The 15,575-nt window shown below is 59.2% G+C and carries 18 protein-coding genes; 10 read left to right on the top strand and 8 right to left on the bottom strand.

The genetic code is table 11. The features are described 5' to 3' along the window. The first annotated feature begins 37 nt into the window (after window positions 1–37). Genes ACRZ94_RS07865 through ACRZ94_RS07855 form a run of 3 tightly spaced genes read left to right on the top strand, consistent with a single transcriptional unit; the run spans window position 38 to window position 1,498 of the window. Window positions 38–811, top strand: coding sequence for a heme ABC transporter permease (locus tag ACRZ94_RS07865; RefSeq protein ID WP_480652022.1), 774 nt, complete (start codon window positions 38–40; stop codon window positions 809–811). Then, entirely contained in the window at window positions 808–966 is a 159-nt protein-coding gene (ccmD, locus tag ACRZ94_RS07860; RefSeq protein ID WP_480652020.1) for a heme exporter protein CcmD, read from the top strand. Before ACRZ94_RS07865 ends, ccmD begins: the two co-directional genes overlap by 4 nt. Further along, entirely contained in the window at window positions 959–1,498 is a 540-nt protein-coding gene (locus tag ACRZ94_RS07855) for a DsbE family thiol:disulfide interchange protein (RefSeq protein WP_480652018.1), read from the top strand. The genes ccmD and ACRZ94_RS07855 overlap by 8 nt, the downstream gene beginning before the upstream one ends. Before the next feature lie 133 nt (window positions 1,499–1,631). Here the strand turns inward: ACRZ94_RS07855 and ACRZ94_RS07850 are convergent, their stop codons facing one another. Next, a complete protein-coding gene (locus ACRZ94_RS07850) occupies window positions 1,632–1,967 on the bottom strand; it encodes a TM2 domain-containing protein (RefSeq protein WP_480797062.1) in 336 nt (111 codons plus the stop codon). 121 nt (window positions 1,968–2,088) lie between these two features. Then, the gene (gene acnA, locus ACRZ94_RS07845) at window positions 2,089–4,779 is read right to left on the bottom strand and encodes an aconitate hydratase AcnA (RefSeq protein ID WP_480797061.1); all 2,691 of its coding nucleotides are present in this window, start codon (window positions 4,777–4,779) and stop codon (window positions 2,089–2,091) included. A gap of 241 nt (window positions 4,780–5,020) precedes the next feature. Here acnA and ACRZ94_RS07840 point away from each other — a divergent pair, with 241 nt between their 5' ends. Then, window positions 5,021–5,722 (top strand): DUF1223 domain-containing protein, encoded by a 702-nt coding sequence (locus ACRZ94_RS07840; protein WP_480652013.1) that lies wholly within the window; start codon window positions 5,021–5,023, stop codon window positions 5,720–5,722. Here ACRZ94_RS07840 and ACRZ94_RS07835 read toward each other — a convergent pair whose 3' ends face one another. The 4 genes from ACRZ94_RS07835 to purB form a co-directional block, all read right to left on the bottom strand. Next, a complete protein-coding gene (locus ACRZ94_RS07835; protein WP_480652010.1) occupies window positions 5,723–6,646 on the bottom strand; it encodes a lysophospholipid acyltransferase family protein in 924 nt (307 codons plus the stop codon). Between the two features lie 81 nt (window positions 6,647–6,727). Continuing rightward, on the bottom strand, window positions 6,728–7,816 hold the full coding sequence (locus ACRZ94_RS07830) for a flagellar motor switch protein FliG (protein ID WP_480797060.1): 1,089 nt from the start codon (window positions 7,814–7,816) through the stop codon (window positions 6,728–6,730). Between the two features lie 68 nt (window positions 7,817–7,884). Further along, on the bottom strand, window positions 7,885–8,427 hold the full coding sequence (locus ACRZ94_RS07825) for a tetratricopeptide repeat protein (protein ID WP_480652006.1): 543 nt from the start codon (window positions 8,425–8,427) through the stop codon (window positions 7,885–7,887). Window positions 8,428–8,620: 193 nt separating this feature from the next. Next, window positions 8,621–9,925 (bottom strand): adenylosuccinate lyase, encoded by a 1,305-nt coding sequence (gene purB / locus ACRZ94_RS07820; RefSeq protein ID WP_480797059.1) that lies wholly within the window; start codon window positions 9,923–9,925, stop codon window positions 8,621–8,623. Window positions 9,926–10,014: 89 nt separating this feature from the next. On the opposite strand from purB, the gene ACRZ94_RS07815 reads away from it, so the two are divergent. The 5 genes from ACRZ94_RS07815 (at window position 10,015) to ACRZ94_RS07795 (ending at window position 12,507) form a co-directional block, all read left to right on the top strand. Further along, on the top strand, window positions 10,015–10,347 hold the full coding sequence (locus ACRZ94_RS07815; RefSeq protein WP_480652002.1) for a hypothetical protein: 333 nt from the start codon (window positions 10,015–10,017) through the stop codon (window positions 10,345–10,347). Next, window positions 10,344–10,766 carry a DUF6314 family protein gene (locus tag ACRZ94_RS07810; protein WP_480797058.1) on the top strand — a complete coding sequence of 141 codons (423 nt, stop codon included), beginning with the start codon at window positions 10,344–10,346 and terminating at the stop codon, window positions 10,764–10,766. The genes ACRZ94_RS07815 and ACRZ94_RS07810 overlap by 4 nt, the downstream gene beginning before the upstream one ends. 76 nt (window positions 10,767–10,842) lie before the next feature. Next, entirely contained in the window at window positions 10,843–11,430 is a 588-nt protein-coding gene (locus tag ACRZ94_RS07805) for a biotin transporter BioY (RefSeq protein WP_480651998.1), read from the top strand. A gap of 141 nt (window positions 11,431–11,571) precedes the next feature. Continuing rightward, window positions 11,572–12,132, top strand: coding sequence for a hypothetical protein (locus ACRZ94_RS07800; protein ID WP_480651996.1), 561 nt, complete (start codon window positions 11,572–11,574; stop codon window positions 12,130–12,132). A 12-nt stretch (window positions 12,133–12,144) separates the two neighbouring features. Further along, window positions 12,145–12,507 carry a hypothetical protein gene (locus ACRZ94_RS07795; protein ID WP_480651994.1) on the top strand — a complete coding sequence of 121 codons (363 nt, stop codon included), beginning with the start codon at window positions 12,145–12,147 and terminating at the stop codon, window positions 12,505–12,507. Window positions 12,508–12,511: 4 nt separating this feature from the next. On the opposite strand, the gene ACRZ94_RS07790 is transcribed toward ACRZ94_RS07795, so the two are convergent. Further along, window positions 12,512–13,726, bottom strand: coding sequence for a bifunctional alpha/beta hydrolase/OsmC family protein (locus ACRZ94_RS07790; RefSeq protein ID WP_480797057.1), 1,215 nt, complete (start codon window positions 13,724–13,726; stop codon window positions 12,512–12,514). 235 nt (window positions 13,727–13,961) lie between these two features. Here ACRZ94_RS07790 and ACRZ94_RS07785 point away from each other — a divergent pair, with 235 nt between their 5' ends. Next, window positions 13,962–14,153: a hypothetical protein gene (locus tag ACRZ94_RS07785; RefSeq protein ID WP_480797056.1), complete on the top strand. Its 192-nt coding sequence runs from the start codon at window positions 13,962–13,964 to the stop codon at window positions 14,151–14,153. A gap of 5 nt (window positions 14,154–14,158) precedes the next feature. On the opposite strand, the gene dddP is transcribed toward ACRZ94_RS07785, so the two are convergent. After that, window positions 14,159–15,502 carry a dimethylsulfonioproprionate lyase DddP gene (gene dddP / locus ACRZ94_RS07780; protein ID WP_480797055.1) on the bottom strand — a complete coding sequence of 448 codons (1,344 nt, stop codon included), beginning with the start codon at window positions 15,500–15,502 and terminating at the stop codon, window positions 14,159–14,161. Window positions 15,503–15,575 lie beyond the last annotated feature (73 nt).

Below are 15,575 nucleotides of genomic sequence, written 5' to 3'. Positions count from 1 at the left end.
AATTGAGAACACACCCGACTCGGACTAGATAAAACACATGTCTATCGCAGCCAAAGCCAACGCCCTCTGGGAATATGCCAACCCGCGCAAGTTCCTTGCGACCAGCGAACGTGTGATGCCGTTTTTCTGGATCACATCAATCGCCTGCATCGTTGTCGGTCTGGTCTGGGGGTTCTTCTTCACGCCGGACGACTACAAACAGGGCTCGACCGTCAAGATCATATACCTGCACGTTCCTGCGGCGCTGATGGCGATCAATTGCTGGCTGATGATGCTGGCGACCTCGCTGGTCTGGCTGGTGCGTCGCCACCATGTCAGCGCGCTGGCCGCGCGGGCCGCCGCGCCGATTGGTATCGTCATGACGCTGATCGCGCTGGCCACCGGGGCGATCTGGGGGCAGCCGATGTGGGGCACTTGGTGGGCCTGGGACCCGCGTCTGACTTCATTCCTGATCCTATTCCTGTTTTACCTGGGCTATGTCGCCCTGTGGGAAGCGATCGAAGACCCCGATACGGCGGCTGATCTGACCTCGGTCCTCTGTCTGGTGGGGTCGGTCTTTGCGATCCTCAGCCGCTATGCGGTGAATTTCTGGAATCAGGGCCTGCATCAGGGCGCGTCCGTGATGCGCGCTGCGGCTGTCACCGGTGCGGATACCGAGGAAAAGGTCAGCAATATCTATTTCTATCCGCTGCTGCTGTGCATGATCGGGTTTGTCCTGCTGTTCATCGCATTGGTCCTGTATCGCACGGGCACAGAAATTCGCGCACGCCGGATTCAGGCGTTGCTGGCGCGGGAAAGGGTGAACGGATGATACCTGACCTGGGAAAGTATGCCGACACGGTCATGTGGTCCTATGTGGTCTCGATCGGCTTGCTGGTTGCGCTGGTCGCACTCAGCGTGATGCGCGGCCGCAAGGTCCGGGCCGAGATGGAGAAGGTCGAACAAAGGATGACGCGCAATGGCTAAGATCTCGCCCCTGATGCTGGCGCCGCCGCTGATCTTTGGCGCGTTTGCCGTACTGGCTGGCATTGGCATGTTTCGCGACGACCCTGATGCCTTGCCTTCAGCCCGTCAGGGCCAACCGGCACCGCCCGTTGTTCTGACGGAGTTCCCGGGCAAGGCGCTGTTTGACGATGCAACCCTGCGCGATGGTGAGGTCAAGCTGGTCAACTACTGGGCCAGCTGGTGCGCCCCGTGCCGCGCGGAACATCCCAACCTTGAGGCCCTTTCGGATGAGGGCATCCCGGTCTACGGCATCAACTATAAAGACCCGCTGGGCAATGCCGAATCCTTTCTGACGGAGCTGGGTGACCCCTACGCTGCTATCGGCCGGGATGAGCAGGGCCGCATGGCGCTGGACTGGGGCCTCTACGGTGTGCCCGAGACCTATGTTGTGGACGGCGAGGGAACGATCATCCTGCGCTTTGCCGGGCCGATCACCCAGCGCGTGATCGAAAGCACGATCCGCCCCGCATTGGAAAAGGCGGCTGGCAACTGACGCCGGGTTTCACATCCCTCAAATGCCACAAAGCGCGCGGCAGAGCTGCGCAACAAAAAAGGACGCCGCTTGGGCGTCCTTTTGCGTTTTCGATCAAACAGGTGCCGGGCTTTAATCAAACCCGATGCCTGTTTCATTTGGCGATGGTGTTCGCAGCAACCTCGTTGGCGATCAATGTGCGTTTCGCACTGTCATCCTGAGCAATCATGCCGGGGATCAGGAAGGCGTCGACCAGCATCCAGATGCCCAGAGGGATCAGCAGAACCAAACCAACCAGAAACGCGACCGTGGCCCAGCCGATGATGAACATCAGCAGCATCGCGACGGCGGTGCCTGTGCGGCCAAGATAAAAACGGTGCGCGCCAAAACCGCCCAGAAAGAACCACAGCAGATAGGCGACCACGGTTGATTTCTTTTCGTTGGTCAGGCGTTGCTCGATCAGCATTTGCTGTTCTGTGGAAAGTGCCATTTGACGTACCCTTTTCAATTATCTTTTTGAGATGTGAATCACCTATAAGATGAGCATCCGGAACAAGAAAACCCCGCCAGAGGCGGGGTTTGTGAAAGCTTTGTAAATTGTGGCTTTTTCGTCAGCCAGCCTTGGCAAGATTGCGCAGCACGTATTGCAGCACGCCGCCGTTTTCAATGTATTCAATCTCGGGCGCTGTATCGATGCGGCATTTGAGGGTGATGGTTGCCTCGCGCCCGTCCGCATAGGTGATCGTGCAGGGCACCTCTTGTAGGGGTTCCACACTGTCCAGACCGTGGATCGAAACCGTCTCATCCCCGGTCAGACCCAGTGACTTGCGGCTGTCGCCCCCTGTGAATTCCAGCGGAATGACTCCCATACCCACAAGGTTCGACCGGTGAATACGCTCAAAGCTTTCGGCGATCACGGCTTTCACGCCCAGCAGCGCGGTGCCTTTGGCCGCCCAGTCACGGGACGAGCCTGCGCCATATTGCTCACCGCCAAAGACAACCAGCGGAGTGCCCTGCGCCTGATAGGCCATCGACGCCTCATAGACCGAGGTCTGCTGCCCGTCCGGGCCCTTGGTATAGCCGCCTTCGACGCCGTCCAGCATTTCGTTCCTGATGCGGATATTGGCGAAAGTGCCGCGCATCATGACCTCGTGATTGCCGCGGCGCGACCCATAGGAATTGAACTCGCGCGGCTGCACCTGTCGGTCGATCAAGTACTGCCCCGCAGGCGTTTGCGTGGCAAACGACCCCGCAGGTGAGATGTGGTCGGTCGTCACCATATCCCCCAGAATCAACAGAACCTTGGCCCCGTCGATATTCGAGATTGTCCCCGGTTCCGGCCCCATGCCCTGAAAATAGGGTGGGTTCTGGATATAGGTCGAGGTCGGCGGCCAGTTATAAGTCTCCTGTTGCGGAACTTCGACGTCCTGCCATTTCTCATCACCCTTGAAGACATCGGCATATTTCGACTGGAACGCCTCGCGGGTGACGGTTTGCTGCACCAGTTCGGCAATCTCGCTTTGCGTGGGCCAGATGTCTTTCATGAAGACGTCATTGCCGTCCTTGTCCTGACCAATCGGTTCCGAGGTCAGGTCGATATCCATCGTGCCTGCCAGCGCATAGACGACCACCAGCGGCGGTGAGGCCAGATAGTTGGCGCGCACATCGGGCGAAATCCGGCCCTCAAAGTTGCGGTTGCCCGACAGAACCGAGGTGGCGACCAGATCGCCTTCGGAAATCGCCTCGCTGATTTCCTTCTGGATGGGGCCTGAGTTGCCGATACAGGTGGTGCAGCCATAGCCCACAAGGTTGAAGCCAATGGCATCCAGATGCTGTTGCAGGCCAGCGGCCTCAAGATATTCCGACACCACCTGTGAACCGGGCGCGAGCGAGGTCTTGACCCAGGGCTGGCGGTTCAGCCCCAGCTCATGCGCCTTTTTCGCGACCAAGCCAGCGCCGATCATCACATAAGGGTTCGAGGTATTGGTGCAGGAGGTGATCGAGGCGATCACGACCTTGCCCGATTCCATGCCGTATTCTTCGCCTTTGACCTCAACCTGCTTGCCCATGGGGCGTTTGAACGTCTCGGCCATTTCGCGGGTAAAGGCCGCTTTGGCGTTGGTCAGCGCCACATAATCCTGCGGACGTTTCGGCCCCGAGATGGCAGGTACGATGGTGCTCATATCCAGCGTCAGCGTGTCGGTGTAGATCGGCGCATAGTTCTCATCGCGCCAGAACCCGTTTTCCTTGGCGTAGGCTTCGACCAGTGCCAGACGATCCTCATCCCGGCCGGTATTGCGCATGTAGCGCAGGGTTTCGCCATCGATCGGGAAGAAGCCACAGGTCGCCCCATATTCGGGGGCCATATTCGCAATGGTCGCCCGGTCGGCCAAGGGCAGACGGTCCAGACCTTCGCCATAAAACTCGACGAACTTGCCGACCACGCCCTTTTCGCGCAGCATTTCAACGACCTTCAGCACCAGATCGGTGCCGGTGGTGCCCTCGACCATCGCGCCGGTCAGTTCAAAGCCCACAACCTCGGGGATCAGCATCGAGATCGGCTGACCCAGCATCGCGGCCTCGGCCTCGATCCCGCCGACGCCCCAGCCCAGAACCGCCATGCCGTTCACCATGGTGGTGTGGCTGTCAGTGCCGACCAGCGTGTCGGGATAGGCGACCTCATCCCCGTTCTGGTCAGTATCTGTCCAGACGGTTTGGGCCAGATACTCAAGGTTCACCTGATGGCAGATGCCAGTGCCGGGGGGCACAACGCGGAAGTTGTTAAAGGCCGACTGGCCCCATTTCAGGAACTGGTAGCGTTCCATATTGCGTTCGTATTCGCGATCCACGTTCATCTGAAACGCGCGCGGGTTGCCGAATTCGTCAATCATGACTGAATGGTCGATGACCAAGTCCACAGGGTTCAGCGGGTTGATCTTTTGCGCATCACCTCCAAGGCCCTTGATCCCGTCGCGCATCGCGGCTAGGTCGACCACCGCCGGAACACCGGTGAAATCCTGCATCAACACCCGGGCAGGGCGATAGGCGATCTCACGCGGGTTCTTGCCGCCATTGTTGGCCCATTCCCCAAACGCCTTGATGTCATCGACGGAAACGGAAAAGCCGTCATCCTCGAACCTGAGCATGTTCTCCAGCACCACTTTCAGCGCGGCGGGCAGGCGTGAGAAATCGCCCAGACCGGCCTCTTGCGCGGCGGGGATGGAATAATAGGAAATGGATTTGCCATTCACGCTCAGGCTGCGGCGTGTCTTGGCGGTGTCCTGTCCAACTTTAATGGGCATGTACTGGCCTCCCTCTCAAATACTTGGATGTTGGGATTCGCTATGAGTTTTCTGTCGCATGATTGCGGTTGGTTCAAGGTTAAGGTGCCTTGCTCTTGATTTGTATGCAAAAGTATACAAATCAAGAGCAAGTAACATAAAGTCTCAAGAAACCTTGATTGGTGGGTGAAGCGGAAAGCGGTTACACCATTCAGGCATCTTATAGGTTTCAGACAGAAAAGTTATCAGCCCGAGGTCACACATGATCAGATCCGCCGCCATCGCAACTGCGCTTTCTCTTGCCCTGACTGCCCCGGTAGCAGCAGAAAGTGATCCCGTGGTGATCGAGCTGTTTACGTCACAAGGGTGTTCATCCTGCCCGCCAGCGGACAAGCTTATGCACGAATTGGCCAAGCGTGACGATGTGATCGGACTGGCCCTGCATGTGGATTATTGGGACTATATCGGGTGGGAGGATGAATACGCCAAACCCTCTCATACCCAGCGCCAACGCGCCTATGCGCGGCAGGGCGGGCGGTCGATGATCTATACGCCACAGATGGTGATCAATGGTCAGCAAGACGTGGTCGGCGCGCAATCGCAAGAGCTTGAACGTATCATTGATGCCCATCTGACTGCGGCCCCCGAGGCCGAGGTCACGGCCTCACGCTCTGGCAACGAGGTGACGGTTGAGGTCACGCCGGTTGAGCTGCCTGAGGGGGCGACATTCGAAGTGCGCGTGGTTCAGTATTCGCCCATGCGCCATGCCTCGATCCGCCGGGGCGAGCTGGCGGGGCATGAGTTGGACTATGCTAATGTCGTCGAATCCTGGCAGGTGGCAGGGCAGTGGGACGGCGCTGCTCCGCAAGCGTTTTCTGCCGAGCTCAACTCGGACCTGCCAGCTGTTGTTCTGGTGCAAAAGGTCGGGCATGGCCCGATTGTTGCCGCCACTAAGGTCAAGTGATCAGGGCATATCCTCGGGCTGAACCCCCAGCCCGTTCCATGCCTTCCACCGGCGGTGAATCCAGAACCACTGACCCATATGCTGCCGAACCATGGCCTCAAGATCATCATTTGTGAATTGGGTCATGGTTTTGGGATCGGTATGCTCCACCGGGTCATGCAGAACGATCTCAAAATCGATGCCGTTGGGCTGACGCACCGCATAGCAGGGGATCAGGACCGCATTGTACTTGATCGCCAGTTCGGCATTCAGAACCGAGGTGACGGCGGGTTTGCCGAAAAAGGTCAGCTCTTCCCCGCCATGGGCATGCAGGTCTGACACGATGGCAATAATGCCGCCCTTTTTCAGGGACCGGACCATTTCCACCATGCCGCGGCGCCCCTGTTCGAACATGGGTGCGCCGGTTTTGTAGAACGCCTCGACATAGGCGTCGTTGAAATAGGGGTTGGCCATGCGACGGTACAGGCAACCGATGGGCTGGCCGCTGCGGGCTTGCAGGGCGATCCGGGCGGCCAGGTAATGCCCGAAATGGGCGGTGATCATCATCACCGGGCGTCCTTCTGCCAAAGCGGCATCAAATGCTGCGATGCCCGGGCCTGAGACCTTGGCCGTGCTTTGACGTTCCGTGAACCCTTCGGGCGAGAAATGCTCCATGATCGCGCGCCCCGCATTGTCGGGGACATCGCGGCAGATGCGCTTGACCTCAGCATCGGACAATTCGGGGCAGGTCAGTTTCAGGTTCTTGCGCACGCGCTCGGTAAAGCCGACCAATGGCGCAAGAGAGCGCACAATAGCCCCCATCGCAGCGATCCGACGTTCATAGGGCAACAGGCGCATCGCCCCGATCACGCCCTTCAGAAACAGGCCGGTGACATAGTATTTCCGAAGCGCCCCGCGGCTGAGCTCCGACTTTTCGACGGGCATGATCTGGTCTCACCGGCTGTTGATGTTCGGAGGCCAGACATACAAGGCGCATTCCCCGATCACAAGCGCTCCAATGGTATGTCAGTCTTCCCCGTCTTCGTCGACCAGCGTGATGGTTCCGTCATCCACAAGGGTGCGAATGGCCCCGACGATCAGCGTCATGGCGACTTCGGCGTCTGATTGTTTGACCTTACCGCGCTCGCCGATCTCTTCCCGCAAATTGTCGGCCATGCGGGTGGACATGTTGGACAGCAGGAATTCCGTCGCGGCCTGATCATCCTCGGCCGATGAGCCCGCCAAGGCCGTCACCAGATCCGCCTGATCCACACCGCGCAGAATTGCCGGGACGTCGCGCGGCAAAATCCGAGCCGGAATATGCGCATAGGTAAAGATCGAGCGGCGCACGACGCTGGCGAAATCCGAATCCTCTTCGTCCAGCGCAGACAGAACACCGTCGCGGGTCGAGGCGGCGGATTGATTCAGGATCGATCCAAGCCGCGCACCGGGCCCATCGGCAAAGGCAAGCGAGGGCCTTTGGTCCAGTTGCGCAGCCAAGGACCAGCCAATCCGTTCCACGGCTTCGGGCGTGACATTGGCGGTTTTGGAAACGGCATAGGTGATCCGGCGCGCGATGGGGCCGGGCAGATGCCCCAAAAGCTCAGCCGCCTTGGCGGTGTCCAGTTTCGACAGCATGACGGCAGCAATTTCGGTGCTTTCGGCCTGAGCCATCGCGGCCAGATCTTCGGCGGGGATATCGCGCAGTCGTTGCCAAGGATCACCGATTTGCCGCACACCGGCCACCTTGCGCAACCGCGCGGCTGTGGCGGGTGCGATCTTGCCATCCACCGCATCCAGCGCCCCGGCAAGACCATGGGGAAAAGACAGCCCGATTCCATCCAGCGCCTCGGCAAATTCATGGGCCACGGCGTCCAGCGTAATCCGATCGACCAGCCCCATCTGCCCCAGTTGATGGGTCAATTTTTCCTGCAGCTCGTCAGGCAGTTCTTCCAGTGGGATGTCAGCGCCTTCGTTCAGCAACAGCCGGACAACGACCGCAGCCTTTTGCCGATTGCTGAGCGCGCGGGGTACGACACGGGGGGCGTCGTCTTTGAGATCGTGTACCGGAGCTGCCCCCGGTGCCACCTGTACCAATGAATGTGTGTCCTGCATCTGCCTGTGGTGCCAAAGTTCTGTTCCACAGGCAGATTACGGAGAGTCGGGTAAAGAAAGGCTGAAGCTTAGTAGTTAAAGGTCAGCCCGGTGCGGATAGCCTCGCGCAGCGACGCCTCGGCCCAAGTGCCTTCTCCACCGCGGGCCTTGATCTCGCGCCATTGTTCGATGGCCAGATCGGTTTTGCCCTCGGTCACGAAACCCTGACCCATATAGCTGCGGGCAAGGATGTTGTCGGGGTTGGCTTCGATGGCGTTGTTGTAGAAGACATTCGCCAGCTCAAGCTCACCCATTTTGCGGTAGGTAAAGCCCCAATAGGTCAGAACGCGATCGTCGTCCTGATCCATGATACGCAGAATGTTCTGCGCGTTCTCAAGCTGTCCGTCATAGGCCAGCTCGCGGACGGCCTCATAGAGTTCGTCTTGGGAAAAGTTGGTTTTGTCCGGCTTGACGCACCGCCCGGCCTCTTTGTCATAAACGCGGCCAAACAGGCATTTCTTGGTTGTATTGGTTGGCTTCGGGGCGGTGCTGCCACCGCCGCCTGCGGCATAGACGGCCGGGGTGAAGACAAGGGCCTGAAGGGCAATGGCAGAAGCTAGTACGAGACGCATTTTCCTACTCCGTTCTCTGGGCTGCTTAGACCAAGCATAGCGTGATCCGATAAAAAGCTAACAACCGCAGGCTCGCTTTTATTCACAAGTAGGAAAAATTTTCGTCTTTTCTGTTTCTTTCGCGCGGGTTTCGCACCCGGCCCAAGATTTTTCGACGAAAAATCTTTGCGAAGGGCCGGGGCGGTCGCTCGGGTTACTCGCCGAAGACGCGGGCAAAGATCGTGTCGACATGCTTGGTGTGATAACCAAGGTCGAATTTCTCTTCGATTTCTGCAGGGCTGAGGGCGGCGGTAACATCGGCGTCGGCCAAAAGCTCCTGTTTGAAATCGGTGCGGTGTTCCCAGACCTTCAGCGCGTTGCGCTGAACCATGGCGTACGCATCCTCGCGGCTGACACCGGCTTGGGTCAGCGCCAGAAGCACCCGCTGGCTCATGACCAGACCAGGGAATTTATTCATGTTTTCAAGCATGTTCTCGGGAAAGATCAACATCTTGTCGATCACACCGGTGAGACGGGCCAGCGCAAAATCCAGAGTGATCGTGGCGTCCGGCCCAATCATGCGTTCCACCGAGGAATGCGAGATGTCACGTTCGTGCCACAGCGCCACGTTCTCCATCGCCGGGATCACCGCTGCACGCACCATGCGCGCTAGACCGGTCAGGTTCTCGGTCAGGACCGGGTTCTTCTTGTGCGGCATGGCAGACGAGCCCTTTTGGCCCATCGAGAAGAACTCGGCCCCTTCCAGCACCTCGGTCCGCTGCATGTGGCGGATTTCGATGGCGATGTTTTCGATGCTGCTGGCGATGACACCCAGCGTCGCAAAGAAGGCTGCGTGACGGTCGCGCGGGATGACCTGCGTGCTGATCGGCTCGGGCACGAGGCCCAGCTTGTCGCAAACATGTTCTTCGACCGCCGGATCGATATTGGCGAAGGTGCCAACCGCGCCGCTGATTGCGCCAGTGGCAATTTCGGCCCGCGCGTCGCGCATGCGGGACAGGTTGCGGTCCATCTCGGCGTAAAAACGGGCGAAGGTGAGACCCATGGTGGTGGGCTCGGCGTGGATGCCGTGGCTGCGGCCGATGCGGACAGTATCTTTGTGTTCGATCGCACGGCGTTTCAGGGCGGCCAGCAGACCTTCTAGATCGGCAATCAGCAGGTCGGCGGCACGGGTCAATTGCACATTCAGGCAGGTGTCCAGCACGTCCGATGAAGTCATGCCCTGATGGACAAAGCGCGCCTCTTCGCTGCCGACATGCTCAGCCAGATGGGTCAGAAAGGCGATGACGTCGTGCTTGGTGACGGCCTCGATCTCATCAATACGCGCCACGTCGAATTCCACATCCTTGGCCTTCCACACGGCCTCAGCGTTTTCGCGCGGGATCACGCCCAGATCGGCCATCGCGTCGCAGGCATGGGCCTCAATCTCGTACCAGATGCGGAACTTGCTTTCGGGCGACCAGATGGCAACCATCTCGGGGCGGGAATAACGTGGAATCATTGGCGGCGGGACCTTATTGTGATTTGGCAGAGATCGATGCGGCGCGGTTTAAACCTGACCCGCCACAGGAACAAGGTGTGAGTGTGCATATGAGACGGTTTGCCCTGATTTTAGCGCTTTTCCCCGGTTTTCTGGCAGCGGAAGAGTTTCGACCGCTGAGCGGGGATGAGATTCAGCAGGCGTTGACCGGGCGCAAGCTGGGTTATGGCGCGGATGTCTGGCAGACATTTGATGCCTCAGGGGTGACCGACTATTTCTCGGGCGGTCCAAGCGCCGGACGTTGGGCGGTGCGGGGGGAGCAGTATTGCTCGGTCTGGCCGCCATCGTCGCTGTGGGCTTGCTATGATGTGCAGCGATCGGGCGATGTCATCCGGTTCATAGACAATCAGGGTGCTCGAACAGACGGTGCGTTTACGGAATGACCCTGCCGCAAACCCTGTCAGATTTCGAAGGACGCTGGTCCCTGACACGCACCATACGCGACGCGCGGGCAGGGCAGGTTGTGCAGGCCGATGGGGTCGCTCATCTGCACCGCACGGACGATGGGTTGATCTATGACGAAGAGGTCATCCTGCGCATCCCCGGACAGGCCGAGATGAAGGGCACCCGACGCTACCTGTGGCGTGGCGCGGGGGATCGGATCGCGGTCCATTTCGATGACGGGCGCTACTTTCACGGCCTGAAACTGGGATCGGATCGGGCCACTGACCATCATGATTGCGCCCCCGACAGCTATGATGCCGAGTATGATTTCTCGGGCTGGCCCCGCTGGAGCGTGCGCTGGATCGTCTCGGGGCCGCGTAAATCCTATGAAATGGACACGGAATTTGTTCTAAGATAGCGTAATCAACTTGAAGTGAGTGCCCTTAAAGGGCATTGCTTTCACAAAATTCCGTTCCGAATGGGGAGAAGTGAAAATGAATGCAAACGTACTGGCCAACGCCTTTGGCCCGCGCGAGGGCACTGCACTGCGCGTCAAGCAAGCGGCTCTGGTCGCACTGGGCATTGTTGTTCTGGCCGTTGCTGCGAAGATCAAAGTGCCGATGTGGCCTGTTCCGATTACGATGGGCACCTTTGCCGTTCTGACCATCGGCACAGCCTATGGTGCACGCCTTGGTCTGGTGACGATGCTGGGCTACCTGTTGGTCGGCGCGCTGGGCTTTGACGTGTTCGCGGGCTCTTCGGCCGAGAAATTTGGCCTGACCTACATGATGGGCGGCACCGGCGGTTACCTGGTGGGTTACCTGATGGCAACTGTCCTGCTGGGTGCGCTGGCAGCGCGTGGCTGGGACCGTTCGGTTGGCAAATTGGCGCTGGCGCTGGTTCTGGCAAACGTTTTGATCTATGTCCCCGGCCTGCTGTGGCTGGGTCAGCTGTATGGCTGGGACAAACCGATCCTGGAATGGGGTCTGACACCGTTCCTGCTGGGGGATGCGATCAAGCTGGCTCTGGCCGCGCTGCTGATCCCTGCAGTCTGGAAACTGATCGGTGACGCCCGGACCTGATTTCCGATAATTCTGTTCAGACAAACCCGCGCCCGGAGCGATCCCGGCGCGGGTTTTTTGTTGCAAGATGAATGAGATACTGGACAACACTGACCCAAACCGGGCAATCTGATGTCAAACAAATCATCAGGTTATTGAGATATGCGTATTTTATCTGGCCCAACCCTGGCGTCCTGCGCGGCGCTTTGGATTGGTGCAACCGCACCCGCCTTGGCTGAGACGCCGGTCACTTATACAGATGCAGGCCGTGTGCTTTTCAGCTTTGCGGTTCCGGACTTCTGGGCGGTGCGCACAGGCGGCCCGCGTGAGATTGAGGATACAGAGCTTGGCGATCTGCGCGCGGTGGCGCGGGTCATGGGGATCAAACCGGTCACGGATGACAATGTCTGGATGGGATTCGTTTCGCCCGCAGGGGTCGCGTCGATCGAGGGCGGGCTGCGGTATCTCGGCGATATCGACAAGTTCCTTGTTCAGGAACCGACTGTGACGGGTACGTCGGACACGCGCATCGGGGGACTGCCTGCCAAGGTGATCCGTGGCACCGGTACGCGTGACGGGCGCGGGATCAACTTTACCGCCACGGTTATCGACCTTCCCAATAACCGCGTCGCAGTGGTGGTCGCCATCCTGCGCGAAGGGGCCGATCCGGCGTATGTCGATGTTCTGAATGACGTTTTCACGTCGTTTCGGGCCCAGCGGTAAGGAAACATGCAGATGGTAACCAAACCTATCAAACGTCTGGTGCTTACTTTGGGCCTTGGTGCGGCAAGCTTTTCTTTGACGGCCTGTGACGGTGTCACGGTGGGTGTCGGGTACGGGTATGATCCGTTCTACGACTCGATGCTGTGGAACGACTATTACCACGATGTCGACGTGGATATTGACGTGGACCGCCCGGTGCGTCCCAGACCACCCGAAGGACGCCCCCCGGCGCGGCCAAATCCCCCTGTGGGCAAGCCGCCCGCGCGGCCAAAACCGCCGGTAGCGAAACCGCCCGCACGACCACGTCCTCCGGTCGCCCGACCCCCGGCGGCGCGTCCGCCGATCCATCGCCCGGCAGGACGCCCGCGCCGGTAAGGGGTCAGGTCAACAGCTCGGTTGTGATATGGGCAGATCCCTCAAGCGTTTTGTGAACCGGGCATTTGTCGGCGATTTCCAACAGCCGGTCCCGCTGTTCCTGATCCAGCGGACCCTCAAGGCGTATCTTGCGTCGGAACTGGTCGATTTTGCCCTCGCCGACAAGGCCAGCATCCTGCGCGTGGACCTTGTTGTGGCAGACATCCACGGTAACACCGGTCAGCGGCCATCTTTTGCGCCGGGCATACATGCGGATCGTCATTGATGTGCACGCGCCCAGTCCCGAAGAGACGAACCCATAAGGCGACATACCTTTGTCCGTGCCGCCGTAGGATTCAGGTTCATCCGCAACCGCGTGGTGACGGGGGCCGGATTGAATATCCTGCAGGAACCCTGCCGCATCCGCCTCGGTCACGCGCACGACGCCTTCGGGTGCGCCCGGAGGCGGGGCCGGAGGGCACAGAGGGATATAACGCCCGACCCAGGCCGCAATCACATCCGCCGCATACTCCGCGTCTGCGGCGCGCGTGATCAGATGATCGGCGTCGTCCAGTGTCACAAAGCTTTTGGGATGCTTGGCCGCCAGAAAGATCGTGCTGGCATTGTCGATGCTGACGGTCTCATCACGTGGTGCATGCAGGATCAGAAGCGCAGCCTTGAGATCGGCAATCGCAGGTGTCAGGGCGGATTCCGAAATATCGTCGACAAAAGCCTTGCCGATGCGGAAGGGACGACCGCCCAACATCACCTCGGCCGATCCCTCCTGCTCGATCTCGGGCAGGGCGTCCGCAAAATGATGGGATACGTGACCGGGATCGGCGGGCGCACCCAGTGTCACCACGGCCTTTACGCTGGGGATGCCCGCGCGTGCGCGTAAAACGGCAGCTCCGCCCAGCGAGTGGCCGATCAGTAGCGACGGGGCCATGTCGCGGCCTGCCAGATACTGCGCAGCGGCAATCAGGTCATCGACATTTGACGTAAATGTAGTGTTGGCAAACTCACCCCCCGAATGACCCAGTCCGGTAAAGTCAAACCGCAGCACCGCGATGCCCATCGCAGCAAGGCGCGCCGCGACCCGACGGGCCGCTGGAATATCCTTGGAACAGGTAAAGCAGTGCGCAAACAACGCAGTAGACAGAACCGGCCCATCCGGCAGATCAAGGCGCGCAGCCAGTTGGTTGCCGTCGTGACCGGCAAAAGTAATGCGTTCGGTGGGCATGGCCATTCCTTACGTGTCGGGATGAGTGTAATAGTGTTTATTTCCGGCTGGTTGCTCAACCCCAATGTAGGATGCGTCACGGGAAGGTGAGTGGAAACTACACATTTTAATCAATGAGACCGCGAGTATAAATGTTCAAATTTGGTGATGAATACACACTCAAATATTCGTTTTAATTATTTTAAATCAGGCCCCATCTTGTCGCTATCACACCTGACGAGCCAAGGAGGCCCCAATGTCCCATACCGCATCCGCCCCGCGTGGCGTTGTTTTCCGCCCTGATCTGCTGATCATCATTGCCCTGACCGGAGTGCTTGGCTTTGCCCTGGGGCATGAATGGAAAATGGCAGTCCCGACCGAAATCGAGGCTGCCATTCAATCCGAAGACTGGCACGGGAATGTCCGGCGTTCAACCTGGCCGGACTAGGCCGCTTATTCCTGACCCATAAGTTGCGGGTCGAACGGATAGGTGGTGAGGTTTTCATACCCATCCTCGGTGATCAGAACCTGATCTTCCAGCTTAATCGAGAAGTCGCCGCCAACCTCGCCGACGGCGGCTTCGACACACAGAATCATGCCGGGTTCCAGCGCATAGTCGTACGATCCCGCGACCGCCTGATCCGGATAGGCAACCAGCGGCCATTCATCACACAGACCAACACCGTGCATCAGGCAGCCATATTTCTGCGCCTGAAACTTGTCGTCCAGCTTATGCGCATTGGCGGTCAGTTCGGGGATGGTAACGCCGGGTTTCAGCATCTCCATGTTAGCCATGATATGTTCATGCGCGTGCTGCATGGCATAGACCATATCGGCGCGGGGCTTCTGATCCCCGATCCACCAGGTGCGCGAGATGTCGATGCAGATCCCGTATGAGCCGATCAGGTCGGTATCAAAGGCAATGATCTCATTTTGTTGCGTGATCCGTGGACCGCATTCCTGAAACCACGGGTTAGTGCGCTGACCCGAGGCCAGCAGGCGGGTTTCGATCCACTCACCACCGCGGCGGATGTTTTCAGCGTGCAGAACGGCCCAGATGTCATCTTCGGACGTCTTGCCGTCACCCACATTGGCGCGGGCAAACTTCTCCATCTCGGCAACGGCGGTTTCGCAGGCGTGGCTGGCGCAGCGCATGGCCAGAATCTCGTCCGGGCCTTTGATGGCGCGGGTCTTTTCGGTGACCTCTTCGCCCTCCATGATCTCGAACCCTTGCGCCTCAAGCGCGCGCAGGCCGTGCAGCATGATCTTGTCAACCGCCAGACGTTTGTTGCCGCCGCTATGTTCTTCGATCAGCACGCGCACTTCGTTCGAGAAGACATCCGCCGCCACGTCGACCTTGTCGCCCCGGTCGAAATAGAACAGGTCCGCGCCCGAGCGCTGCTCGCGCACCAGCGGGTTGAACGTCGACAGGAAGGGCGAGTTCTTATAGTCCCAGATAACCATGTAGCCGTCAGCACACAGCAGCACCGCGCGGAACGGATTATGGGTGTTCCACAGCTGCATATTGGTGCTGTCGGTGGCGTACCGGATGTTGAGCGGGTCAAACATCAGCAACCCGCCATAGCCACGATCCACAATGGCCTGCGTCAGGCGCTTCCAACGGTGCTCGCGCATGCGGGCCAGATCGGGAAGGACCAGACCCGCGGCCTCCCATTCTGCAAAGGCCAGCTGGGTCGGACCGATTTCAATCCGGTCATTTTCGTTCGGAGTACCGTCGCCAAGTGTCTCGCCCCTGGACGGGTCGATTTTGCGGGTGTCACGGTAATGTTGATTCATAGTGGGTCTCCCTGCCTGAGCGGCAGAATGAAGAATCAGCGGCTGGTTGTCCCGAGAATATGCGACAGCGCGC

Source organism: Ruegeria sp. CH10 (assembly GCF_056537125.1).
Note: the sequence above shows the minus strand (reverse complement) of the source record. Positions and strands in the feature narration are given on the sequence as shown.